This window comes from uncultured Ruegeria sp. (assembly GCF_947504215.1).
Lineage (GTDB): Bacteria > Pseudomonadota > Alphaproteobacteria > Rhodobacterales > Rhodobacteraceae > Ruegeria.
In genome coordinates this window covers 888,874-911,932 of sequence record NZ_CANNGO010000001.1, presented here as the reverse complement: position 1 = coordinate 911,932, position 23,059 = coordinate 888,874, and the positions used below count along the sequence as shown (strand labels likewise).

18 protein-coding genes are annotated in these 23,059 nt (G+C 54.2%); 11 read left to right on the top strand and 7 right to left on the bottom strand.

Annotation, left to right across the window (positions count from 1 at the left end; genetic code table 11):
- Position 1 precedes the first annotated feature (1 nt).
- From ugpE to ugpB, 3 genes are read right to left on the bottom strand one after another with little or no spacing between them, the layout of a single operon-like run.
- A complete protein-coding gene (gene ugpE / locus Q1B21_RS04435) occupies positions 2-838 on the bottom strand; it encodes a sn-glycerol-3-phosphate ABC transporter permease UgpE (protein WP_299886760.1) in 837 nt (278 codons plus the stop codon).
- Positions 839-858: 20 nt separating this feature from the next.
- Entirely contained in the window at positions 859-1,740 is an 882-nt protein-coding gene (gene ugpA / locus Q1B21_RS04430; RefSeq protein WP_298933748.1) for a sn-glycerol-3-phosphate ABC transporter permease UgpA, read from the bottom strand.
- Between the two features lie 58 nt (positions 1,741-1,798).
- The gene (gene ugpB, locus Q1B21_RS04425) at positions 1,799-3,109 is read right to left on the bottom strand and encodes a sn-glycerol-3-phosphate ABC transporter substrate-binding protein UgpB (protein WP_298933746.1); all 1,311 of its coding nucleotides are present in this window, start codon (positions 3,107-3,109) and stop codon (positions 1,799-1,801) included.
- Between the two features lie 179 nt (positions 3,110-3,288).
- On the opposite strand from ugpB, the gene Q1B21_RS04420 reads away from it, so the two are divergent.
- Together Q1B21_RS04420 and Q1B21_RS04415 are read left to right on the top strand one after the other, a co-directional pair.
- A complete protein-coding gene (locus Q1B21_RS04420; RefSeq protein ID WP_299886358.1) occupies positions 3,289-4,206 on the top strand; it encodes a LysR substrate-binding domain-containing protein in 918 nt (305 codons plus the stop codon).
- Positions 4,207-4,414: 208 nt separating this feature from the next.
- Complete coding sequence (locus Q1B21_RS04415; RefSeq protein WP_299886355.1) at positions 4,415-6,394, top strand: bifunctional 2',3'-cyclic-nucleotide 2'-phosphodiesterase/3'-nucleotidase; 1,980 nt, start codon at positions 4,415-4,417, stop codon at positions 6,392-6,394.
- 670 nt (positions 6,395-7,064) lie between these two features.
- On the opposite strand, the gene Q1B21_RS04410 is transcribed toward Q1B21_RS04415, so the two are convergent.
- The gene (locus Q1B21_RS04410; RefSeq protein ID WP_299886352.1) at positions 7,065-7,337 is read right to left on the bottom strand and encodes a hypothetical protein; all 273 of its coding nucleotides are present in this window, start codon (positions 7,335-7,337) and stop codon (positions 7,065-7,067) included.
- Between the two features lie 178 nt (positions 7,338-7,515).
- On the opposite strand from Q1B21_RS04410, the gene Q1B21_RS04405 reads away from it, so the two are divergent.
- From Q1B21_RS04405 to Q1B21_RS04380, 6 genes are all read left to right on the top strand, one after another.
- Positions 7,516-8,406: an FHA domain-containing protein gene (locus Q1B21_RS04405; protein WP_299886349.1), complete on the top strand. Its 891-nt coding sequence runs from the start codon at positions 7,516-7,518 to the stop codon at positions 8,404-8,406.
- Between the two features lie 452 nt (positions 8,407-8,858).
- Positions 8,859-9,758, top strand: a complete 900-nt coding sequence (locus Q1B21_RS04400) for a type IV pili methyl-accepting chemotaxis transducer N-terminal domain-containing protein (protein ID WP_299886346.1) — start codon at positions 8,859-8,861, stop codon at positions 9,756-9,758.
- A gap of 285 nt (positions 9,759-10,043) precedes the next feature.
- The gene (locus Q1B21_RS04395) at positions 10,044-11,660 is read left to right on the top strand and encodes a phosphate ABC transporter substrate-binding/OmpA family protein (protein ID WP_299886343.1); all 1,617 of its coding nucleotides are present in this window, start codon (positions 10,044-10,046) and stop codon (positions 11,658-11,660) included.
- A 78-nt stretch (positions 11,661-11,738) separates the two neighbouring features.
- The gene (locus Q1B21_RS04390) at positions 11,739-13,388 is read left to right on the top strand and encodes a phosphate ABC transporter substrate-binding/OmpA family protein (protein ID WP_299886339.1); all 1,650 of its coding nucleotides are present in this window, start codon (positions 11,739-11,741) and stop codon (positions 13,386-13,388) included.
- A gap of 98 nt (positions 13,389-13,486) precedes the next feature.
- On the top strand, positions 13,487-15,349 hold the full coding sequence (locus Q1B21_RS04385) for a serine/threonine-protein kinase (RefSeq protein WP_299886336.1): 1,863 nt from the start codon (positions 13,487-13,489) through the stop codon (positions 15,347-15,349).
- A 54-nt stretch (positions 15,350-15,403) separates the two neighbouring features.
- Positions 15,404-16,471: a protein phosphatase 2C domain-containing protein gene (locus Q1B21_RS04380; RefSeq protein WP_299886333.1), complete on the top strand. Its 1,068-nt coding sequence runs from the start codon at positions 15,404-15,406 to the stop codon at positions 16,469-16,471.
- Between the two features lie 60 nt (positions 16,472-16,531).
- Here Q1B21_RS04380 and Q1B21_RS04375 read toward each other — a convergent pair whose 3' ends face one another.
- Complete coding sequence (locus tag Q1B21_RS04375; protein ID WP_299886756.1) at positions 16,532-17,656, bottom strand: ROK family transcriptional regulator; 1,125 nt, start codon at positions 17,654-17,656, stop codon at positions 16,532-16,534.
- Between the two features lie 257 nt (positions 17,657-17,913).
- On the opposite strand from Q1B21_RS04375, the gene Q1B21_RS04370 reads away from it, so the two are divergent.
- From Q1B21_RS04370 to Q1B21_RS04360, 3 genes are all read left to right on the top strand, one after another.
- Positions 17,914-18,933, top strand: a complete 1,020-nt coding sequence (locus Q1B21_RS04370; protein WP_299077155.1) for a sugar ABC transporter substrate-binding protein — start codon at positions 17,914-17,916, stop codon at positions 18,931-18,933.
- A 111-nt stretch (positions 18,934-19,044) separates the two neighbouring features.
- A complete protein-coding gene (locus Q1B21_RS04365) occupies positions 19,045-20,118 on the top strand; it encodes an ABC transporter permease (protein ID WP_298933723.1) in 1,074 nt (357 codons plus the stop codon).
- Positions 20,118-20,894 (top strand): ATP-binding cassette domain-containing protein, encoded by a 777-nt coding sequence (locus Q1B21_RS04360; RefSeq protein WP_299886753.1) that lies wholly within the window; start codon positions 20,118-20,120, stop codon positions 20,892-20,894. The genes Q1B21_RS04365 and Q1B21_RS04360 overlap by 1 nt, the downstream gene beginning before the upstream one ends.
- A gap of 134 nt (positions 20,895-21,028) precedes the next feature.
- Here the strand turns inward: Q1B21_RS04360 and Q1B21_RS04355 are convergent, their stop codons facing one another.
- Together Q1B21_RS04355 and Q1B21_RS04350 are read right to left on the bottom strand one after the other, a co-directional pair.
- Entirely contained in the window at positions 21,029-22,102 is a 1,074-nt protein-coding gene (locus Q1B21_RS04355) for a BMP family ABC transporter substrate-binding protein (protein ID WP_299886329.1), read from the bottom strand.
- A 35-nt stretch (positions 22,103-22,137) separates the two neighbouring features.
- On the bottom strand, positions 22,138-23,058 hold the full coding sequence (locus Q1B21_RS04350; RefSeq protein WP_298933719.1) for an ABC transporter permease: 921 nt from the start codon (positions 23,056-23,058) through the stop codon (positions 22,138-22,140).
- Position 23,059 lies beyond the last annotated feature (1 nt).

Sequence of the window (23,059 nt, the reverse complement as noted above, 5' to 3'; positions counted from 1 at the left end):
CTTATTTCTCACTATCGACAAGACCACGGACAAAGAGCTTCTGCATTGACACCACCACGATGACCGGTGGGATCATTGCCAGAATGGAGGTCGCCATAATCACAGGCCAATCCGCGACATCATCACCCGATGGGAACATTTGCTTGATGCCCATGACGATGGTGTTCATGTCCGGATCGGTGGTGATCAGCAACGGCCAGAGGTATTGGTTCCAGCCGTAGATGAACAGGATGACGAACAGCGCGGCAATGTTCGTGCGGCTCATCGGTACGACGATATCGATGAAGAACCGCATGGGCCGCGCGCCGTCAACCCGAGCTGCCTCGGCCAATTCATCGGGGATGGTCAGGAAGAACTGGCGAAACAGGAATGTTGCTGTTGCCGAGGCGATCAAAGGAAAGATCAGGCCGTAGTAGCTGTTGAGCATGCCAAACCCGGCGACAACCTCGAATGTCGGCACAATCCGAACCTCGACTGGCAGCATGAGCGTGATGAAGATCAACCAGAAGAACGTTGTGCGGCCCGGAAAGCGAAAATAGACGATCGCGAAGGCTGACAAGAGCGAGATGATGATCTTGCCCACAGCAATGCCGATGGCCATGACGAGGCTGTTGAACAGCATGGTTGCGACAGGAACATTCACACCGGAAAACAGCGCAGCCGAATAGTTTCCCCAGAACCGATCCCCAGGCCAGATCGGCATGGGCGGAGACGTGATTTCCGGCTGCGAAACTGTCGAGGCGACGAATGCCAGCCAGATCGGAAAGAAGATCACAAGGACGCCAAGGATCATCATCACATGGGTGAGCCAGATACCGGCGCCGCGCTTTTCGACCATTCCGTGTTGTTGGGACGCCATCAGTAATGCACCCTTTTTTCAACGTATTTGAACTGGATCACTGTCAGCAGGCCAACCACAATCAAAAGAATGACGGATTGTGCAGAAGACGATCCAAGGTCCTGGCCCACAAACCCGTCTGAAAAGACTTTGTAGACAAGGATCGTTGTGGCTTGCTGTGGTCCGCCGCCGGTGATCGTGTGGATCACGCCAAATGTTTCGAAAAATGCATAGACCACGTTGACGACAAGCAGGAAGAAGGCTGTAGGGGATAACAGTGGAAGGACGATAGTGAAGAACCTTCGCCAGAAATGGGCGCCATCAATCGCCGCAGCTTCGATCACGGATTTAGGCACCGATTGCAGAGCGGCAAAAAAGAACAGGAAGTTATAGCTGATGCGGCCCCAGGCAGATGCGACCACGACCAACCCCATTGCCTCGGTCCCGTTTAGCACATGGTTCCAGTCGTAGCCCAACTGGCTCAGATACCAGGACACAACGCCAACGCGGGTGTTGAACATGAACAGCCAAAGCACACCTGCAACGGCCGGGGCAACGGCGTAAGGCCAGATCAAAAGTGTTCGGTAGACACCAGATCCCTTGATCAAGCGGTCCGCGATGACCGCCAGAAACAACGCAGGAATCATCGAACAGAGAGTAACAAGGGTCGAGAAAATCGCCGTTGTGACGAACGAAGCGCGGTAGAACTTATCACTAAGCAGGAATTCGAAGTTGCCAAGACCAACGAATTGTGAGGACAGACCGAACGGATCAGGAATGAACAGCGATTGCCAGATGGCCTGCGCCGCCGGGTAGAAAAAGAAGACGGCCGAAATGACAACCTGCGGTGCAATCAGCAACAGCGGCAAAAGCCAACCGCGAAATGTGACGCGTTTTTCCATTTCGGCAACCCACCCAAAAGAAGATGTGGGCCGCTAAGGGCCCACATCGATTTCAACGTTATTGATTGGCAGATTCGAAACGGCGCAACAGGGCGTCACCGCGTTCCTTGGCACTGTCCATCGCTTCCTGGGCAGTCTTGTCGCCAGACCAGACGGCTTCCAGTTCTTCATCTATGATGCCGCGAATCTGGTCAAACGACCCAAGGCGCAAACCTTTCGAGTTTGCGGTTGGCTCCTTGGCCGTCATCTGGATCACAGCAATGTCCGTGCCGGGGTTATCATCATAAAACCCAGCGGCCCGTGTCGCATCTCCAGCTTCGGCAGTGATTGGCAGGTATCCGGTGTTCTGATGCCACGCGGCCTGCACATCTGATGATGACAGGAAGCTCAGGAACTCGCCGACGCCTTTGTATTCATCGGCTTCGTGACCTTCCATCACCCACAGGGATGCACCGCCGATAATGGTGTTCTGCGGCTCACTTGTGACGGCCTCCCAATACGGAAGCGGACGCACATCGAATTCAAACTCGGCTTCCGAACTGATGCCCGCGTAACCAGCCGAGCTTTCGGTGAACAGTGCACATTCGCCCGCCCGGAAATTCGCACCGCCTTCATTTCTGCGGCCTGTATAGATGAACTTGCCGTCTTTGGCCCAATCGCCCATGGCGGTCAGGTGTGCCACCTGAGCAGGGCCGTTCAGCATCAGCTCGGTATCAAGGCCTGCAAACCCGTTATCCTGAGAGGCAAAGGGAACATCGTGATAGGCCGAGAAGTTTTCTAGGTGAATCCAGCTTTGCCAGGCGGTCACAAGCGGACACTCTTCCCCGCCAGCTTTGAGTTGATCCAGAACTACTCCGACATTTTCCCAGGTCGACAGATCAGTGTCAGGATCAACACCCGCGGCCGTCATCGCATCGCGGTTGACCCACAACACAGGCGTGGAGGAGTTGAAGGGCAGCGAAAGCATATCGCCGTCCGTCGTGGTGTAGTACCCTTTTACTGAGCCGATATAGGCGTCCGGGTCGAATGAAGCGCCGCTTTCCGCCATCACCTCATAGACTGGTCTGACGGCGCCTGCGGCAGACATCATTGTTGCTGTTCCGACTTCGAACACCATCAGGATATGGGGCTGTTCGCTGGCGCGGAACGCGGCGATACCAGCATTCAATGTCTCAGAATAGTTACCCTTGTGGCTTTCCACTACGACATAGTCGCTCTGGCTGGCGTTGAATTCCTCAACCTGTGCCGTCACCAGTTCGCCCAAACGCCCTGTAAAGGCGTGCCAGAACTGAACTTCGGTCTGCGCCAATGCCGCCACTGGCGACAACACAGTGGTTACGGCCAATGCGCCGAGTAGATTCTTAGTCATGATTCCTCCCATGCATCATTTTTGATGCGTCAGTTAACACCGTGCGCATCGCGTACACGGTGGACTTGATACTTTTACGACGTTACCGCCGGAAAATCATAATTCAAGTTTTGATTATTGGGTCAGAACATAACATTGCATTATACTGTGGTGAAATGCGGCGGCCGACAGGATAGGGAATGCGACAAACACTGAGGGTCAGACAGCTTGAAGCACTTATGGCTGTGACTGTTAACGGTTCTATGACGGCTGCTGCTGCAGGCCTTGGTATCAGCCAGCCAGCCGTAAGCCGTCTTCTCGCCGATCTTGAGAAAACCCTAGGTTTTCAGCTTTTTGATCGACGCGATGGCCGGTTGGTTCCGTCGCAAGAGGTCCGTTTTCTACAGCCCAGTGTCGAACGCGTTCTGGAACTGATGACCCAGATATCCGATGTCAGTCAGGATATCACCCAGCGGAAAGCAGGACATATCCGCGTCGCCTGCCTTCCGGGGTTTGCCACAAGCCACATGCCAAAGGTCATCGCAAACTTTCTGAAAGACCGGCCCGGCGTGACCATGACCATCGAACCCGACAGACCGGAGCGTATCTTGGAATGGATGATAGGCGAGCAATATGACTTTGGCGTCACCGATGGGTTCAACGGGCATCCCGCAATCGAAAGCCGGGATGTGAACGTCCGAACTGTGTGCGTCTTCAAAAAAGGGCATGCCTTAGAGAATGCTGCCGAGGTTACGCCAGCCGATCTCGCGCATGAGAAGATTATTCACACGCGGCGCGACAGTGATTTCTTTGTTCGACTGTCAAAGACGTTTCAAAACGCCGAAGTCCCGCTGAATTCTCACATTGAGGTACGCCAATTCACTGCGGCTTGCGAATTGGCGGTTCAGGGCGTCGGGGTTTCGATCGTCAGTGAACTGGATGCTGTCAAATACGTGGATTTGGGGCTCAGCTTTCGCCCCTTCAAACCCTTTCAGCCGCATACCTTGTCACTGGTTCGGCCGGTTCTGAAACAACCTTCCCTGATCACGCTTGAGTTTATTGAACACTTCATTGAAAGCCTGCGCCCCTTTATGATGCCAGCCGGTGAGGCAAAATAATGCGTTGGTTCAAGCCCGATGTGGTTTTTGCGTTCCATCGCGGGCCAAGCATGTCAGCGGCGCTGCTTTACTCGGCTAAGAGAATGGTATCAAATTGATCCGGTAAGTCGTCTCAGCCCGACGTGCGTGGTGTTTTCCAGTTTTGTGTCACATCTCTGTTGTCAAAAGCATCCAGAAATCGCGTCGATCAAACTCTGAAAGGTGCCAAATGCCCTACATCCATCGTTCCCCTATTTCGCGCCGTCAGTTTCTTGCAACAACGGCAACCGGCGCCGCTGTCATTGCCTTGCATCCATACTCTGCTTCTGCGGCGAACAATCAGGCGCACCTGCGGATCATGGAAACCACGGACATTCATGTTCACGTGTTTCCCTATGACTATTATGCAGACAAACCGCGTGACACTGTTGGCCTGTCTCGGGCAGCTTCGATCATCAATGAGATCCGTTCAGAAGCGACCAACTCGCTTTTGGTCGACAATGGCGACTTCCTGCAGGGCAACCCAATGGGCGACTACATCGCTTATGAGCGCGGCATGAACGAGGGCGACAGCCACCCGATTATTACCGCCTTCAACACTATCGGGTACGATGCGGCCACTTTGGGGAACCACGAATTCAACTACGGTCTGAGTTTCCTTGAGAAGTCGCTGGCCGGGGCCGAGTTCCCTGTGGTGCTGGCAAACGTCGCCAAGGAAAAGGGCGGAACTCCGCTTGAAGACAAGACATTGGTCAAGCCTTACGCGATTCTTGACCGCGAGATCGAATTGGGTGACGGGTCCAAGCATCCGATCAAAATCGGTGTTATCGGATTTACGCCACCGCAGATCATGAACTGGGACCGCAAGCACCTGGAAGGCAATGTCGAAGCGCGCGACATTGTGGAAACCGCCAAAGCCTATGTACCGGAAATGCAAGAGCAGGACTGTGATCTGATCATTGCTTTGTCGCATTCCGGGATCGGTGATGCCGATCATGCGGACGGGATGGAAAATGCGTCGGTTGTGCTCGCCGGCGTTGAAGGCATCGATGCGTTGGTGACCGGCCACAATCACTTGGTATTTCCGTCACCCACTTTTGCGGATCTTCCTGGCATCGACGTCGACAAAGGCACATTGATGGGCAAACCAGCCGTCATGGGCGGGTTTTGGGGATCGCATCTGGGATTGTTGGATTTGTTGCTGGAACGAGATGGCAATGCGTGGCGCGTGGTCACAACCACGTCCGAGGCGCGCCCAATCTCGCGGCGCAACGAAGATCGCTCGATCACAGCACTGGTCGGAGATGACCAATCTGTATTGGACTCGGTGACCCCTGATCACGAAGAAACGCTGGCGTATGTGCGCCGCGCGGTCGGCAAAACATCCGCCCCGCTGCACAGCTATTTCGCCCTGGTGGCTGATGATCCGTCTGTACAGATCGTCTCCATCGCCCAGAAATGGTATATTGCAGAGATGCTCAAAGGCACCGAACATGAGGGCTTGCCAATCCTGTCGGCAGCAGCCCCATTCAAGGCAGGAGGTCGCGGAGGACCGGAATACTACACAGACGTACCGGTCGGCGATGTCGCGATCAAAAACGTGGCAGACCTGTATCTCTATCCCAACACAGTGCGCGCGGTGCGCGTAAACGGGGCACAGGTGCGTGGCTGGTTGGAACGTTCGGCTGGAATGTTCAATCAGATCGAAGCGGGCTCAGAAGATGCCATCCTGCTGAATCCGGCCTTCCCGTCGTATAACTTCGACGTCATGGATGGCGTCACCTACCAGATCGACCTCTCACAGCCCTCACGTTTTGACCCGGATGGCGAGGATTTGAACCCTGAAGCGGAGCGTATCGTCAACCTCACTTTTGACGGCGCGCCAGTGACGGATGACATGGAGTTCATCATCGCTACCAACAACTATCGCGCCTCCGGAGGAGGGTCATTCCCCGGAGCAAAAGGCGATACCGTGGTGTTCGAAGCTCCGGACACCAATCGCGACGTCATCGTGCGGTACATTGTTGAGCAAGGAACGATTGATCCAAAGGCCGACGGCAACTGGTCATTCGCACCGCTTGGGGACACCACTGTCTTGTTTGAAACCGGCCCGAACGCGCGGGGGTACATGAGCGACGTTGGTGGCATGGAGATAGAAGATGCCGGTGACGGAGCGGACGGTTTTGCGGCATTCCGCATCAAGCTTTAGAAACGCTTGTCTGGCGCGAACAAAGTGGTCGGTCTGAAGCCCTTCGAACTGTTATTCCGATTTCAACACAGAAACCACCTATGGGAGAATGTGGTGCAGTTCTGTTGTGACTGCCAGCGCCTTCCAAGGCACGAGCTTGGACATTCGCAAGCCTTTCAGCTGTGTTGAAACTGCCGAGCAAGTCGCTGGTAGCGTTCCGCGCGCGATATTCGTATACCGTGCGCGCATCAAAATCGGCGCCCACTTCTGCATCCCGCTGATGGAAGTACATCTGCACAACGGGATTCCAGTTTGCCTGCCGGTCTGCATCGTCCAGCATAGGCTGCGTGAGGAGCTTCCCGAACGCTTTCATGTTCTCTTCCGGGCCAGTCACTGTGGGCTGACGGTCTAAAGCCGGGACAGTGCCGTCTAACACCAAACCATCAAGCCGATCCGCACAAGATGAACGTGTTGTGCCTAAGCAATGCTGTCAGTTCCGCCACCTCGGATGCCGGGCGATCGAATGACGTATCCTCGTAGCCATCCGGTTTGTCTAAGCAGCCATTCCTGGAATGGTCACAGTAGACAACAGTGCATGTTGCGGACCACCAATCGATATAGGGTCGTAGGTACTCGTGGATTAGCCTATTTTGCCGTGTACAGTTAGGAGTGGTGGTCCGTCCCCGATGACCTAATGGTAGAAACTTGCGCCGTGTGCTTCGGCAATCTCTGCAACCGCTGAACTCGCAACTATTGCGGCGATGACGGTGGAGCCCGTTGGAAGCCCATCCCCAGTCATGGTGATCCTCTTTTGGGTCTTATCTGGCATAATTGAATTTACTAGCCCAGTTAAGTTTTTGCATAAACTCATTTGGTAGCGGTTTGTGTTTTCACGCGGATTTCCAACTAACAAAACAATATCCCCGATTTTTGATCGCTGACGAGAAAATGGGTTTTGAACCAAGTCATTTCCTTATCGGCGTCTCCTCGAGAACAAAATTTGGACGCAATGAGAAATTTTAACAATTTGGCCGGCTTTTTGTTTTGGGAACATAGATGTTCCTGTGGTTCAAAGCTGGAATGGGGGCTCCGCATGATGGGGCACATTCCCATCATGTTGTTAAGGTAAAAGGTGTCGATAGATGTTTAAATACAAAAGCCCACTGAGCCGAATTCTCGATGGAACCGGTACGCCCGCTGAAGCAGGCGAAGATGCAACCGGTCAGAAAAAAACGGTTGAAGTTTTCAAAGATACCGACGTTCTGCGTCGGACGCTGTCCGGGGAAGGCCTGGAGCAACAGCCTCATGATGACGTCTCGGCTCCGGTGGCGGACGACAATGCGCCAGAAGATGAGGCTGACACGGTATCTGAACAGGCTAACGATGAAGCGTACGCCACACCGGCTATCGAACTTGTAGAGGCTTCCGACGACAGCCTTAAGCAAGAAGAAGTCGCATTCTCTTCTGAGCCCACAACCAACCCTGAACCACCGGTGTTATCCGAGGTTATGCCCGAGCCTGCCGCTGCACCCGAGGCTGCGCCAGCTGTTGCGGAAGCATCGGAATCTCTGGCTGCAAATCGGCGCAAACGGGTTAAAACCACGTTCATTGGATTTGGACAGACAGAAAACCGCGTTCAGGACTTGATGGACAGCGCTCCGGTTGCCAAGTCGCAGGCGGCTCGTGCTAGTTTCCCGGTCGGGTGGCTTGTCATTTCCGATGGGCCTGGCCGCGGGACAAGCATTGCTTTGTCGGGCGGTCTCATGCAAATCGGCCGCAATGACGATCAATCCATTCAACTGGATTTCGGCGACAATGGCATTTCGCGTAGCAGCCACGCGGTGATTGCCTATGACCCCGAGGATCGCAAATGCTATTTGGGTCACGGTGGTAAGGCGAATCTTGTGAGATTGAACGATAGTCCAGTGTTGAGCACGGTGGCGCTTGCTAGCGGTGACAGCATTCGGATCAGCAAGACAACGATGCGATTTGCTGCCTTCTGTGATGAGACATTTGACTGGCAGGACGAGTAGTCGACGCATCCATTTCGAACTCTGGTGTGGACTGTTTGCCAACCTAAGGTAACGTATGTCGCACCAGAGTATTTCGTTGGCATGTTCCGCTGGGCTGGGCGATTTCCAAGACTTCTCCTGGACGACGACAGCCCGTCTTTGCAGCACAGTTTCAGAGTAGCAGGGTGTCGAGGCGGCGACCCGAAACAGGTATGCCGCATGGGTCATTTTCAAATGCGTGTCAATTTCACTTTCGTTGTAAGTGGGCGTGAAGAAAACGCCCAGATTGCGCCGTCCAGAAGGCTGGGCGGTGCAACTAGATATTATAAAACAAAGCGTTACGACCAAATCACTGGGCGCACGCCAGTCCTAAAATCACCACATTTTCTTCTTGGGCGGACCACATTGGCGTACGAAATGTCGCAATAGGTAAAAGCGGTGGGTTAACGATTAAAAGGGTAAGGTTGACTGCTATGACACTAAACAGACGCGCGTTCATGAACAGCGCTGCACTAGCTGCGATTGCGACGTTACTGCCGGTTGGCGGGAACGCATTGGCAATGGCCGTTGGTCAGGTTGCGCACAGAATTTTGGCCGCTGACAAGCTGAGTTTTCTGACCGAGAAGGTTGCAAAGGCCGTTGTGCTTCTGAGCCTGGGTGCTGAGGTCGAAAAGGACCTTAAAGAACTGCAGTATGCGCACGATGAATTCGACAACATTCTGCTGGGCTTCAAAGAAGGTAAAGGTACGTCGGGCGTTGACCGTGAACGCTTTGTATCGGTGAACAACGCCTTGAAAGAAGTGGAAGCACTTTGGGCCCCCTACCGTATAGCTATCGAGGAAATCATCGAGGCTGGGTCAGTCGATGATGAACACCTTCACCTTATCGTAGACAATGATGAGGTTCTGGAAAAAGCCTGCCATGAGGTCGTTCGCAAGCTGGAAGAGGCTTACGGCGACGTAGATATCGACATTGCGCTGGCCTTGGCATTGGATTTTGCTGGCCGTCAGCGGATGTACACGCAGAAAATCTGCAAAGAGATCGCTCTTGCCGCCACCGGTAAGGAAACTGCAGAACACCACGAAAAGTTCAAAAAGAACGCCAAGAAATTCGGCAAGATCATCGATGTTTTGATCGAAGGTGGTAGCAGCTCGATCACGATGGCAAAGCCGCCCAGCAACGCCGCGCTCAAGGCGTTGACAGAAGTCCAGACACATTGGGCCAAAATGCAGCCGGTTGTCGAAAAGCTTGACAGCCAGGAAGTGCCCAACATCGATGATGTTTCGCATTTCTGTGCTGAAATGGATGTACTGGAAATCGAATCAGAAAAAGCCGCCTTGCTGTACGAAGAGGCGATCAAACTGGATTCCTAATTTCCGGCCTAATTTCGGCTGTTCCTAGTCTCAGTCGAATACGTAACCGGTTTTCACTTGAGAGAGAAAACATCTTTCGACAGCCATAGATTACTCCTGAAAAACAAAATGATGGCTTAGTAATTTTTGGCAGTCAGAAATAGGTGAAGACCAACTTTGTGGCTCAAACGCTTTCTAAATCGGAAAAGCAACGAAATCGAAACGATGCCACAATCCCGACCTTTTTGTTGCACAAATTTAGTGCATCAAAAAAACATCAAATGAGTGCTGACTCGAGGAGTTAAGATGTTGAGTTCCAAGTTTTCACGGCTCTGTATGGCCGCATCAATCGTCTCAGGTTGCATCGCAACCGGGGCCTTCGCACAAGAGGTGCGACTGGTTGGTAAAGACAGTAATATTGACGTCATCGGCAATCTGCTTTCATCGAAAGACGGAAAGTTCCTAGTCGAGACGGACATCGGCGAATTTGTCATCAACCAAGATCTGGTGACATGTGAAGGCGAAGCCTGCCCAACCGAGCAGACCTACGTCTATGATATGGAGATTTCGGCCCCGGACGAAATCGCTGAGGTTTTGGTGCCAATTCTGGCTGAAGGGTACGCCGCAGCAGCACTGGAAGCCGAAGCTCAGTTATATGACGAAAATGGCGAGCCGGTAGATACCGAAACCGTGGATGTTGGCGACCATAAATATGGTGAAGAACACGACTTTGCGCTGGTTCTGACGGATCTCGAAGGTGACGACGTTGCCACCTTTGGAATTCACACTGCGAATGGTGCGCGGCTGTTTGAACGGCTGGCAAAGAATGACGCATCAATCATTTTCGCGGAAACAGCTGCACGAAAAGCGGATCGTTCGATCGTGTCCGAAGGGCAGGGTGGCAACTTGCGCGCCTTTGATCAGGAGCGGGTTATCGCCGTGGACGGATTTGCGATGGTCGTGAACCCGTTGAACCAGATCCCCAGCCTGACTGTTAAGCAAGCGCGTGACATCATGGCCGGTGACATCACCAACTGGTCAGAAGTCGGCGGTTCAGATGCGCCTATTCATGTGTATTCCTTCGATCCGCAAACTGAGGCGTATCATCATATCGAAAAGCTTCTGTTCAAAAAGTCCGACAAGACGCTCACGAACGAATCCAGCATCGTGCATGACAGAACCGAGCTTACGACAGCAATCATGGAAGACGTCGCCGGCTTTGGCATCGTAAACTACGCGGCCAAGCGTTCGGCTCGGGCTGTACCGTTGCGGACAACCTGTGGCATCATTCAGGATCCTACTAACTTCAACCTCAAGACCGAAGAGTACTATCTGCAGGAACGTGTTGTGGCTTACAACCGCTCGGATGTTGAAGGTTATGCACGAGAGCTTGTTGATTTCCTGGACGACAGCAGCCTTGACGGTTTGGTCGCCAAAGCTGGCTACATCGACCTGTCGATCGCAGCAGACAACCAGGAACGTGCTGCAGAACGACTGGCTGCAGAGCTTGAAGAAGGTGAGAACGAGTACGAGGCCGAATTGGTCGAGAGCCTTCTCAAGAACATGAACACGCATTCGCGTCTGTCCACGACGTTCCGTTTTGCACCGGGTTCCAAACGCTTTGATAACAAGGCCGAGCGAGATCTGATGCGTATGGTGCGTTACCTGAAAGAGAACAAGCCAAGCGAAGTTATGGTCGTGGGTTTCACCGACAACAAAGGCCCGTTCGACTCGAACCTGCTGATCTCTCAGGAACGCGCAGAAGCCGCCCTGGAACACATCATCGAAGTTGCGACAGATGGTGAGCTCGATGGCATTGAGATGAAAGCGGCTGGCTTTGGTGAGCTTGAGCCGGTGGCATGTAACGACAGCCCTCGTGGCCGTGCAATCAACCGCCGTGTCGAAGTTTGGATCGCGGAGTAAATGACGAATGGAAGCCACGGCGCGTATTGCCGTGGCTTCCTAATATCAAGTTCAATGTTTCCAAGGTGTAGTTCGAGTATGAAGACCTGGTTAAAATACACTGCAGTGATTGCTTTTGCCGGATTTGCGTCTGCGGGTCTTGCACAGGAGGTTACCCTGACGGCCAAGAAGGGCACCAGATCGGTTTCTGGTAAGCTTGTCGCCGCGCAGCCCGGAAAGTTCATTATTCGGTCCAATATCGGTGTTCTGTCTTTAGATGCGGATGCGTTTGACTGTCAGGGCGCTGCATGCCCTAAAGCTCTGCCAACAAACACGGATCTGGTCGTTGCCGGGGCGGCGGGCCTTGCTGACATCCTGCTGCCGCTGGTTGTCGAAGGGTTTGCCGCTGAACAAGAACTTCTTTCTGATGTGTTTGATCTGCAAGGTTCGCCACTTGGTGAACAGTATGAATTCAGCGCATTAGGTGACCGCAACTCTACCGCCGACGAAAAGACCGCCTTTGACATCCTGATCACGGATGAAGATGCAAACCCTGTTCATAATGTGCTGGTCAAGGAAGCCTCTGGCCAGGGGCTGTTTGACACCCTGATTTCGCGCTCAGGCGATTTGATTATCAGCGAAGAGCCCGTTACGCCTGAGAATTTCGCGCAGGCCAGAAAAAACGGCCTTGGGGAACTGACCGCTTTTGAACAAGAGCATGTTCTGGCCGTGGATGGCTATACCGCCACGGTACATCCGAAGAACACCCTTGGAACTCTGACAATCGAACAGATTTCACAGGTCATGTCCGGTGAAGTTGGCAATTGGCAAGACCTGGGTGGCCCTGATCACAAGATCAACGTCTATACTTTGCCAAAGGCATCAGAAGCCTTTCATCGGATCGATGCTCTGATTCTGTCGCCGCAGGGGCGTCAGGCCCGCTCAGACACAAAAACGGTTAAATCTGTGCGTGAGCTGTCTCGCGCTATTGAATCCGATCCATACGGTTTTGGCGTCATGCGGTTTTCCAGCATCCGCGACGCCCGTCCCGTCCCATTGCGCAGCGAATGCGGCATCGTTCATCTGCCGAACCAATTCGCCATGAAGACCGAGGAATATGGCCTGCAAAATCGGGTCACTGCGTATAACCGCCGTGATCTGAACGGTCTTAGCGCATCGTTTGTGAGCTTTCTCGACAGCCCCAAAATCGATGGTCTGGTATCGAAATCGGGGATCACAAGCCTGTCCGTTATCGAACAGGACGAGGTAGAGAAATACCATCAGCTGCAGGCGGACATCGAAACGATGTCGGCTTCGGCCAACGCGACAGAAGTCCGTTCTTTCGTCGCGGACAGGCTTACGACAACACGTCTGTCCACAACGTTCCGCTTTGCGCCCGGGTCCGCCAATTTGGACAACAAGGCCAAACGGGATATCGCCCGGATTGCCGATTACATTGCCGACGTCAAGCCAGACAGAATTGTGCTGGCTGGTTTCGCTGATGCAGGCGGCAGTTTTGGCAAGAACCGCAGCTTGTCGCTGGCACGTGCGAAAAAAGTGCTGAGCGAACTGAAAGACAACGTTGACCAAAACGGGGCAGAAGGCACCGTGATCGAAATCAGGGGCTATGGCGAAATGGCCCCTGTTGCCTGCAACACAAACGCGGCAGGTCGTGCGAAAAACCGACGTGTTGAGGTTTGGAGCGAAGTACAAAGACCCAATGCGGATGGGTTCGCATGGGAAGGTTAGGAATTAAAAGTCAGTGCCTTAACACACTCAGGTAGCGGCGCTGACAAAACAACGGCCAGTCACACATTGACCTGGTCAAAGTAAGGTAACGATTATTCATGGTACAACCAGTTCACACTAGCCAGCAGTTCCAGGATGAACTTGCGCCGGGAACTCAACTGTTATCCGGTCAGTATACGATCATCCGTTTTCTAAACAGCGGCGGGTTCGGCATCACGTATCTTGCCAAGGACAGCCTAGAACGAACTGTTGTGATCAAGGAGTGCTTCCCCGAGGCAATTTGTCGGAGAAGCGAGACGGCGGTCCGCCCTCGCTCGCAATCGCATGTCTCATCCTATGAGGCACTTGTAAGGTCTTTTGAGAAAGAAGCCCGCAACCAGTCCAAGCTTGTTCATCCGAACATCGCTGGTGTTCATCAGGTCTTCCGGGACAACGAAACAGCTTACATGGCGATCGACTTTATCGAAGGCCAAGATTTGTTGGACACGATAGAAGAACGCGAGAACATCCCACCAGACGAAGTTGAAAGAATGCTGCGCCAGACGCTTGAAGCGGTGGGTTTCATTCACAGCAACGGAATGCTTCACCGGGATATTTCTCCGGACAACATTCTGATCAACCAAAAAGGTGAACCTGTCGTTATCGATTTCGGCGCTGCTCGGGAAAGCGAAGCCAAGTCTGACCGTGCCATGTCGATGCTGCGTGTCGTCAAAGAAGGTTACTCCCCGCAGGAGTTTTATCTGCAGGGGGGGGAGCAGGATCAATCCAGCGACTTGTATGCGCTGGCCGCCACTTTCTATCACGTCATCAAAGGGAATGCACCGGATGACAGTCAGGCACGGTTGGCCGGCTTGGCTCAGAACGGAGCCGACACCTATAAGCCGCTGGAAGGCGCAATAGAAGGGTATCGCCCGTCTTTCCTAAGATCAATTGATCGGGCGCTGAGCATTCCACCCGCAGACAGGTTCCAGTCCGTTCAGGAATGGTTGGATGCGCTGAACGAAAAAATGCCGGTCGAAATGAAGGCTGTACCCGCGGATGTCAAAGAGGTCAGCGATACGGTTGAAGTGAACATGGCCCCCGAGCGCAGTGGCGGGTCCAAACCTGTTGCTCTCATCGCGCTCGTTGTTGCTGCGGTGATCGGCGGGGTTGGATTTTTTGTCATGCAAGGCGGCGCTCCAGCTCCGACTGAAACGAATGTGACCAATATTGCAACTTCAGAAGTGGAGCCTGTGGTCGAGGAAAGCGTTGTGGCGGCCGCGGCATCGGCTGAGGAACTCGCATCTGTCGCAGACGCCGCAGTTGTCGTTCAACCCGTGGCAGACGAAGCTGATATAGCGGAGGCCGCGGTTACGCCGGCTGCTCTGGCAACGAGTTGGGTTGGGTGGTCGGGGCAGGCAGTTGACCTGCCGTTCACAACCGTTACAACGGCGCAGCCACAAGGCAGCTTTTCGATGGTCACCTTGGTCCGGTCAGACCTTGATCAAAACGCAACGGACTGGTTGAAATCCGGCACCATCATCTATTCGGTCAACGGCCATCTGGTCGTGGATGATGCGTCAATCATTCGTGCGATCCAGTCAAAGTCCGATGTCTCTGGCACGGGTGAGAAGCTGGTCGAAATGAGGGTCAAAACCGAGAGAGACGGCCCCATCGTCGAACAGAGTTTGACTGTCCGCACCGGCAAGGCCACCGAACTGACAAATGGTGTGCAATTCATGACGGTTAGCATCGGCGACGACAAGTGGATCACAAAAGTGTCCCGGTCCCCATCCGCAATTTCATCTTTACGCGTTGGCGATGTTGTCGTCTCGGAAGCCGCTTCCAAAGTTACTTTTGAAGGTCAAAACGCTCTTGAAGAAACATTTGAAGCCTTGGGGAGTACTGGAGTGGAAACGGCGCTGTTGACGATCGCGCGGAACGGCGAATTGAAGGCCGTCGAGCTTCCGCTTACGCCTTAGTGACTGAATTCAAATAGGAAACTACAGTCAGGCCGACGGTGGATAGGAGGTCGAATGACTTCAAAACGTGTTGATGAAGATCGCGAGAGACCTTTGGGTGCTGAGAGATATTCGAAACTAAGTAACGCGAAAGATCACGCACCCGACCCGTCAAATAACCCCATCCTGTCGCGCAACGCGCGAGCGTATTCGGGGATTTTTAGAACGGGCGTGATCCAAACCAGAAAGCCTCTAGGCAACTTCGTCGCAGGTAGCCAAATGAACTTGAAGAACTTATTAGATCCGTACTCAGAAAAGCTAATGGTACAATTTGAAAAAGTGAAACGGCCAAAAACCCGGGGTCAATCTGCCACCCAGCTTGATATTGCAACCGTCATCGACCCAGGAAAACGCGAGTATCAAGAGGACGCGATCCTGATGGATTGCCCCGTGGGTTCTGACATCGGTATCGTGGTTGTGTCTGACGGTATGGGTGGTCACGCGGCAGGGGATATCGCATCCAAGATTGTATCCACTGAAGTGTTCAACTACTGGAAGTTCTCCGGTTTGAATTGCCTATCCTCGGACGCGGAAGTGCGAGAATGCCTTATGAAAGCAGCCGAAGTAGCAAATGGCTGTCTACGCGAGGTTGCTAGTCGTTATTCCGAAACCAGGGGCATGGGCGCGACCCTTTTGGTCCTGGTGCTGATTGAATCTCGGGCTTTCTGGCTGTCCATTGGAGATTCGCCGCTTTACCGCCTACGTGACGGAGAGTTGTGTCAGATGAATGAGGATCATTCGATGGCGCCTCAGATCGACATGATGGTCAAATTGGGCATCCTGGACCAGCAAAGTGCTTATGAACACCCCGACCGAAACACGCTGACGTCGGTGATCATGGGAGGCAACATTCCCAAAACAGATTGCCCGGAACACGCTTCCCATCTTGAGCCCGGCGATATCCTGATAGCAGCCAGTGATGGCCTGCAATTCTTGAGCGAAGAACGCATCCAATCCATCGTGGCTGGGAATAGGTCACATCAGAGCGAAGCGATAGCGGGAAGATTGGTTAAAGCTCTAAAGGAACTGGATTCGCCCGACCAGGACAACTTCGCCTTTTCCGTGATCAAGTTTGGCGGATGATTTTCTGCCGTCCAGTGACGTCAATTCCGATGCTTGGATTCAGTTGAAATGACCTTGAAATCAGGCCTCTACCAGATATTTCTCTGAAAGAGGTAAGCTCGCCGCCCCAAGCGAGCGCGCGTCTGGGCCAACAGATCCGGCGTGAATTACCGGTCGCTCAAGACCCGTCAGATTGATGCGGGACAACTGCGCTTCGATCCCTTCGATTAGGCGGGTTTTGATGTCCGGTGGCATCCACCCGTCTATTTTCACGCAATTAAAATCAATAACACTGCAAGATGAGGCGATGGCATATGCCAGCCCGAGCGACGCTTGTTTCAACCAGTTGTTCAGATGGAGGTCTGGTACGTCCCATCGGCTTGCCGATTCCCACATCAAATTGGCGGCGTCACCGCTGCCTGCAATCGAACGTTCAAGAACGTAAAGGCTGGCAACGTCGATCAAAGGCTGCACCTGACCTGTTTCCGTTGGCACTGGCAGCGGCCCCAACGCTCCTGCATTTCCTCTCCCTGAAAAGATCGATCTGTTTAGAACCACCCCTCCGCCAATGAAGTAGCCGACATAGAAATACAGGAAATCTCGGGGGCCTTCGGCGGGACCAAAAACCAGTTCTGCCCCGCAGGCAGCTGTTGCGTCATTTTGCAGGAAAACCGGGAAGTCATAGGTCGCAGACAAAGCCGCTTTGATATCTGTGGTGCGCCATGGGTCCATTTTTTCTTGTGGTACCCGCAGCGTTTGGGCCCAATCCCAAAGAAAATAAGGCATTGCGATCCCCAGGCCTGAAACTCTGCCCCGCTCGACAGGGGGGAGATCGGACAGCATTTTGTCAAGCGCTTCGCGTGCGAAATCCAGCGTAGCAACAGGCGTGGGATAGTCATATGTTCGTCTTTCGCGCTGGCGGACATTGCCCAGAAAATCTGTCAAAACCAGTTCAGTGCTGCGGCGTCCAATTTTCAAACCCAGAAACAACGCACCTTCAGGGTTCAGTCGCATTGGAACCGAGGGTTGCCCGACTTTGCCGCGGATCGGTTCACCCCGGAGCAATAGCCCGTCTTGTTCCAGCTGGCGCATGATGACGGAAACCGTTTGCGCCGAAAGCCCCGTCATGCGCGCAATTTCGGATTTGGCCAATGCCTGGTGCCGTCTGACAAGGGACAAAACAAGCCGTTCATTGCGCGCGCGCATACCGCTTTGGTTGGTGCCGCGCACGTCTGAAACCCGATCTGACGGGGTGTCGTCTTGCTTCAAGTCCACAGGCAACGCGCTCCCTCCCTTGCTCAACAATGTGAGGATCGCCCCAACCTGTCAATAATAATTAAGAGTGATTTAATTATTGACAAAAATACCGAATCTCAAGATGATTTTTCCTGTGGGGTCGGGTCGTTATCCACCCGATCACCCATATGCCCTTGCGGGCATGGGAGAAACTGGGAGGATTACTAATGAAACTTGCAAATCTTGCGGGTGCTACGGCGCTGGCGGTAACTGCCATGGCGGGTAGCGCGATGGCAGCAGGCGAAACCGTTTGCCTGATCACCAAAACTGACACCAACCCCTTCTTCGTCAAAATGAAAGAAGGTGCCACAGCCAAGGCTGAGGAATTGGGAATGACGCTCAAGGCATTCGCAGGCAAGGTCGATGGCGACCACGAAACTCAGGTGCAGGCGATCGAAACCTGCATACTGGACGGCGCCAAGGGCATTCTGCTAACAGCGTCGGACACCTCGTCAATTGTTCCGGCTGTGCAACAGGCCCGCGACGCAGGCCTGCTTGTGATTGCACTGGATACACCGCTGGAGCCGATTGACTCCGCCGATGCGACATTTGCCACCGACAACTTCCTGGCCGGGCTGCTGATCGGTCAATGGGCAAAAGCGTCTCTCGGGGATGCCGCTAATGATGCTAAAATCGCCACGCTGGACCTTGCGGTCAGCCAACCCACCGTGGATGTGCTGCGCAACCAAGGCTTTCTGGAAGGGTTCGGAGTTGATTTGGCAGACCCGAACGTCATCGGGGATGAAGATGATCCGCGCCTTGTCGGCAGTGACGTGACCGCAGGCAATGAAGAAGGCGGTCGCCGCGCGATGGAGAATCTTCTGGCCAAGGACCCGACGATCAACGTTGTTCACACGATCAACGAACCTGCAGCCGCGGGTGCGTATGAAGCGCTGAAAGCCATTGGGCGCGAGAACGATGTGCTGATCGTATCCGTCGACGGGGGCTGCCCAGGTGTGCAAAACGTGGCAGACGGTGTAATCGGGGCAACTTCACAGCAGTACCCGCTTTTGATGGCGTCTCTGGGTGTTGAAGCGGTCAAGAAATGGGCGGACGAGGGCGTTAAGCCTGAAAACACGCCGGGAAAAGACTTTTATGATACTGGCGTTGCGCTTGTGACCGATCAGGCCGCTGAGGGCGTTGAGTCCATTTCAGTGAAAGAAGGCATGGACCTCTGCTGGGGCTAAAGTAACCTGCGGGAGGCTGCAAATGTGGCCTCCTGACGCCAAACCACCCTCTCACCCAAAAACTTGCTAAAGTGGTCCGTAAACGGGCACTTGACGCTTGGGGGATTCTTAATGTCCGAGACTTCACGACAATCCGATGACTTCGAGGCCGCAGCAGCTGGCAGCCCGGAGCAAGTCGCCGAGTTTGATGACCATCACCGTGGTTTTGTCGGGACGGTTCAGCACTTTTTGCATGTTAACCCGTCCCTGGTTCCGTTGATCGTTCTTGTCGCCGCTATTGTTGTGTTTGGGCTTTTGCTCGGCGCAAAATTCTTCTCACCTTTCGCGCTGACCCTGATCCTGCAACAGGTTCAGATCGTTGGCATCGTGGCCGCAGCCCAAAGTCTTGTGATCCTGACGGCGGGCATCGACCTGAGCGTTGGTGCGATCATGGTGATGTCTTCCGTCGTCATGGGGCAATTCACATTCCGCTACGGGTTGCCACCCTCTGTTGCGATCCTGTGCGGGCTTGCCGTTGGTACCGCGTTCGGGGCGGTGAACGGATTTCTCATCAGCCGCATCAAGCTGCCACCCTTTATCGTCACGCTTGGCATGTGGCAAATCGTGTTGGCCGCAAACTTTCTGTATTCGCAAAACGAAACGATCCGGTCCCAGGACATCGAGGCGAACGCACCCATATTGCAGCTGTTCGGAACCAAGTTTAACGTGGGTGGGGCGGTTTTCACTGTTGGCGTTTTGTTCATGCTTTTGCTCATCCTTGGGCTCTCCTATGCGCTGCGCCATACGGCCTGGGGACGGCATGTTTATGCGGTCGGCGATGACCCGGAAGCGGCTGAGTTGTCGGGGGTCAACGTCCATCGGACGCTGATGTCAGTTTACATGTTGTCGGGGCTGATTTGCGCTTTTGCGGGTTGGGCACTGATTGGGCGTATCGGGTCGGTATCCCCGACGTCAGGGCAGTTGGCCAATATCGAAAGCATTACGGCGGTTGTGATTGGTGGCATCTCGCTGTTTGGCGGTCGCGGATCGATCCTCGGATCGCTGTTTGGGGCGCTGATTGTCGGTGTGTTCACACTCGGCTTGCGCCTGCTCGGGGCTGATGCGCAATGGACCTTCCTGCTGATTGGTATTCTCATCATTGCAGCGGTCGCCGTTGACCAGTGGATCAGAAAGGTAGCAGCATGATGGAACCCATTCTCAAAGGACGGAACCTGATCAAGCGCTATGGCAAGGTAACCGCGCTGGATCAATGCGACTTCGATCTGATGCCAGGAGAGATCCTGGCGGTGATCGGGGATAATGGTGCCGGTAAGTCGACGCTGATCAAGGCCGTTTCGGGCGCGGTGGCGCCTGACGAAGGTGAGGTCTGGCTTGAGGGCCAGAAGGTGAATTTTCATTCTCCGATTGATGCACGGGGAGCAGGGATCGAAACTGTGTATCAGACACTTGCCATGTCTCCTGCACTTTCCATTGCCGACAACATGTTTATGGGCAGGGAAATTCGTCGAAAAGGCCCGTTGGGTTCGGTTTTCAGAATGCTTGACCGGCCTGCGATGGAAAAATTCGCCCGGGATAAACTAACCGAACTGGGTTTGATGACGATCCAAAATATCAATCAGGCCGTCGAAACCCTTTCAGGTGGCCAGCGTCAGGGTGTTGCGGTCGCACGCGCTGCTGCCTTCGGGTCTAAGGTGATCATTCTGGACGAACCAACTGCGGCTTTGGGCGTGAAAGAAAGTCGTCGGGTGTTAGAGCTGATAATCGATGTGAAGTCGCGCGGTATTCCGATCATCCTGATCAGCCACAACATGCCGCATGTCTTTGAGGTTGCCGACCGTATCCATGTTCACAGGTTGGGCAAACGGCTTTGTGTGATCAATCCCAAAGACTACACCATGTCTGATGCCGTGGCCTTTATGACAGGCGCGAAAGAACCACCGAGCGCGCCTCGGGCGGCGTGAGGGCGTGAAGGGGCTTTCCCAAGCACTTAGGGCCAGCTAAGCAGCAGTACCTGGGTGGTCGATCCTCCCTGACCGAAATATAAAATGCCCGCATGATCAATGCGGGCATTCTTAGTTTAGCGCTTTTGGCGGCTTTACTGCGGGATTTCGCCTTCCAGCCCTTCAACGTAAAAGTTCATGCCCGCCAATGTGCCATCATCTGCGGTTTCACCGTCCGCCAGCCAGTCACTACCGTCCTGCTTTTTCAGCGGGCCGGTGAATGGGTGATAGCTACCGTCAGCAAGCGCCGCAGTCATCGCCAGCGCTTCTTCTTTGATATCCGCTGGAACCGCGTCCGAGATTTCGCCAATCTCGACCATACCCGGGCCGATACCGTCCCAGGTGTTCGCCGTTGCCCAGCTGCCATCCATCACGGCCTGCGTGCGCGCGATATAGTAGGGGGCCCAGTTGTCGATGATCGAGCTGACGCGCGGCATCGGAGCGTATTCGCTCATGTCCGAGGCCTGACCAAAGGTGATCACGTTGCCGGCCTCTTGCGCAGCCGCTTGCGGTGCCGTCGAGTCGGTGTGCTGCAGGATCACGTCCGCGCCCTGTTCGATCAGAACCGAAGCTGCATCAGCCTCTTTTGCCGGGTCGAACCACGTGTAAGCCCAGATGATTTTGAACTCGACATCCGGGTTCACCTTTTTGGCGTGGATGTAGGCCGAGTTGATGCCACGGATCACTTCGGGGATCGGATAGGAACCGATGTAACCGATGATGTTCGACTCGGTCATTTTACCGGCGATATGCCCCTGAACGGCACGGCCTTCATAGAAGCGAGCCGAATAGACCGATACATTGTCAGCCGTTTTGTAGCCGGTCGCATGCTCGAACTTCACGTCCGGGAACTTTTGGGCCACGTTGATGGTCGGGTCCATATAGCCGAACGAGGTGGTAAAGATCAGGTCCGCGCCTTCCAGCGCCATCTGAGTCATCACGCGTTCTGCATCCGGGCCTTCGGGCACCGATTCAACGAACACCGTCTCAACCTTGTCGCCGAAATGTTCCTCGACGGCCAGGCGACCTTTGTTATGCTCATAGGTCCAGCCGCCATCGCCGACAGGACCGACATAGACAAAGCCGACCTTGGTTTTGTCTTCGGCCATGGCACCCGAGGCCAGACCCAGCGCCATGGCGGCGCTTGCCAGAAGTGATTTGAATTTCATGTAGTTACTCCCCAAGTTGGTTCGATTGGCCCCGTCTAATGCGAGGCGTGGAAAATCCGGCCCAGTGAGGCAGGTGCGCTGCTCTTGTCGGCCGAAAGGATCACAAGCACAAGGATCGTGATGATATAGGGTGACATTGCCAGATACTCGACGGGAATGGCAACGCCCGCTGCCTGCAGATTAAGCTGCAAGACCGTGATTCCGCCAAACAAATAAGCACCCAAAAGCGCGCGCCATGGTTTCCAACTGGCAAAGACAACCAGTGCCAGCGCGATCCAGCCGACACCGGCCGTCATACCCTCGGTCCACTGCGGCACTCGGATCAGGCTGATGTAAGCGCCGCCCAAGCCAGCGCAGGCGCCGCCAAACATGATCGCCATAATACGGATCTTGATAACTTTGTATCCCAGAGCATGGGCGGCATCGTGGTTTTCGCCCACCGCGCGTAGCACAAGGCCGGCGCGCGTGTATTTGAGAACGGCCCAGACTGCGGCGGTTAGGGCGATGCCAACGTAAAGGATCGGATCATGCTGGAACAGGATTGGTCCGATCACCGGGATATCGCTGATCACCGGGATATGAATTTCACCCATACTTGGCGGTTTTACCCCAACGTAGCCTTGCCCAAGAAGGGCGCTGAATCCCAACCCGAACAACGTAAGGGCCAACCCGCTGGCCACCTGATTGGCCAACGCAACCTGAGTTAGCAGAACGAACAGCAACGACAACACGGCGCCGCCGACCGCTGCTGCAAGGAATCCCAGCCAGGGCGAGCCGGTTTCGACGGATGTCGCAAAACCGCTGATCGCGCCAACGATCATCATGCCTTCGACACCGAGATTCAGCACACCAGCTTTCTCGACCACCAGCTCGCCGATGGCGGCCAGCAGCAGCGGGGTTGCAGCCACCATCAACGAGGCGACCAGAAGAACGGGATTGATTTCACCTAGATCCATG

What these genes read in the sequence shown, in the direction of transcription:
- ugpE (WP_299886760.1), bottom strand. Translation starts at nt 838, where the DNA reads ATGGTCGAAAAGCGCGGCGCCGGTATCTGGCTCACCCATGTGATGATG.
- ugpA (WP_298933748.1), bottom strand. Translation starts at nt 1,740, where the DNA reads ATGGAAAAACGCGTCACATTTCGCGGTTGGCTTTTGCCGCTGTTGCTG.
- ugpB (WP_298933746.1), bottom strand. Translation starts at nt 3,109, where the DNA reads ATGACTAAGAATCTACTCGGCGCATTGGCCGTAACCACTGTGTTGTCG.
- Q1B21_RS04420 (WP_299886358.1), top strand. Translation starts at nt 3,289, where the DNA reads ATGCGACAAACACTGAGGGTCAGACAGCTTGAAGCACTTATGGCTGTG.
- Q1B21_RS04415 (WP_299886355.1), top strand. Translation starts at nt 4,415, where the DNA reads ATGCCCTACATCCATCGTTCCCCTATTTCGCGCCGTCAGTTTCTTGCA.
- Q1B21_RS04405 (WP_299886349.1), top strand. Translation starts at nt 7,516, where the DNA reads ATGTTTAAATACAAAAGCCCACTGAGCCGAATTCTCGATGGAACCGGT.
- Q1B21_RS04400 (WP_299886346.1), top strand. Translation starts at nt 8,859, where the DNA reads ATGACACTAAACAGACGCGCGTTCATGAACAGCGCTGCACTAGCTGCG.
- Q1B21_RS04395 (WP_299886343.1), top strand. Translation starts at nt 10,044, where the DNA reads ATGTTGAGTTCCAAGTTTTCACGGCTCTGTATGGCCGCATCAATCGTC.
- Q1B21_RS04390 (WP_299886339.1), top strand. Translation starts at nt 11,739, where the DNA reads ATGAAGACCTGGTTAAAATACACTGCAGTGATTGCTTTTGCCGGATTT.
- Q1B21_RS04385 (WP_299886336.1), top strand. Translation starts at nt 13,487, where the DNA reads ATGGTACAACCAGTTCACACTAGCCAGCAGTTCCAGGATGAACTTGCG.
- Q1B21_RS04380 (WP_299886333.1), top strand. Translation starts at nt 15,404, where the DNA reads ATGACTTCAAAACGTGTTGATGAAGATCGCGAGAGACCTTTGGGTGCT.
- Q1B21_RS04375 (WP_299886756.1), bottom strand. Translation starts at nt 17,656, where the DNA reads ATGCGCGCGCGCAATGAACGGCTTGTTTTGTCCCTTGTCAGACGGCAC.
- Q1B21_RS04370 (WP_299077155.1), top strand. Translation starts at nt 17,914, where the DNA reads ATGAAACTTGCAAATCTTGCGGGTGCTACGGCGCTGGCGGTAACTGCC.
- Q1B21_RS04365 (WP_298933723.1), top strand. Translation starts at nt 19,045, where the DNA reads ATGTCCGAGACTTCACGACAATCCGATGACTTCGAGGCCGCAGCAGCT.
- Q1B21_RS04360 (WP_299886753.1), top strand. Translation starts at nt 20,118, where the DNA reads ATGGAACCCATTCTCAAAGGACGGAACCTGATCAAGCGCTATGGCAAG.
- Q1B21_RS04355 (WP_299886329.1), bottom strand. Translation starts at nt 22,102, where the DNA reads ATGAAATTCAAATCACTTCTGGCAAGCGCCGCCATGGCGCTGGGTCTG.
- Q1B21_RS04350 (WP_298933719.1), bottom strand. Translation starts at nt 23,058, where the DNA reads ATGGATCTAGGTGAAATCAATCCCGTTCTTCTGGTCGCCTCGTTGATG.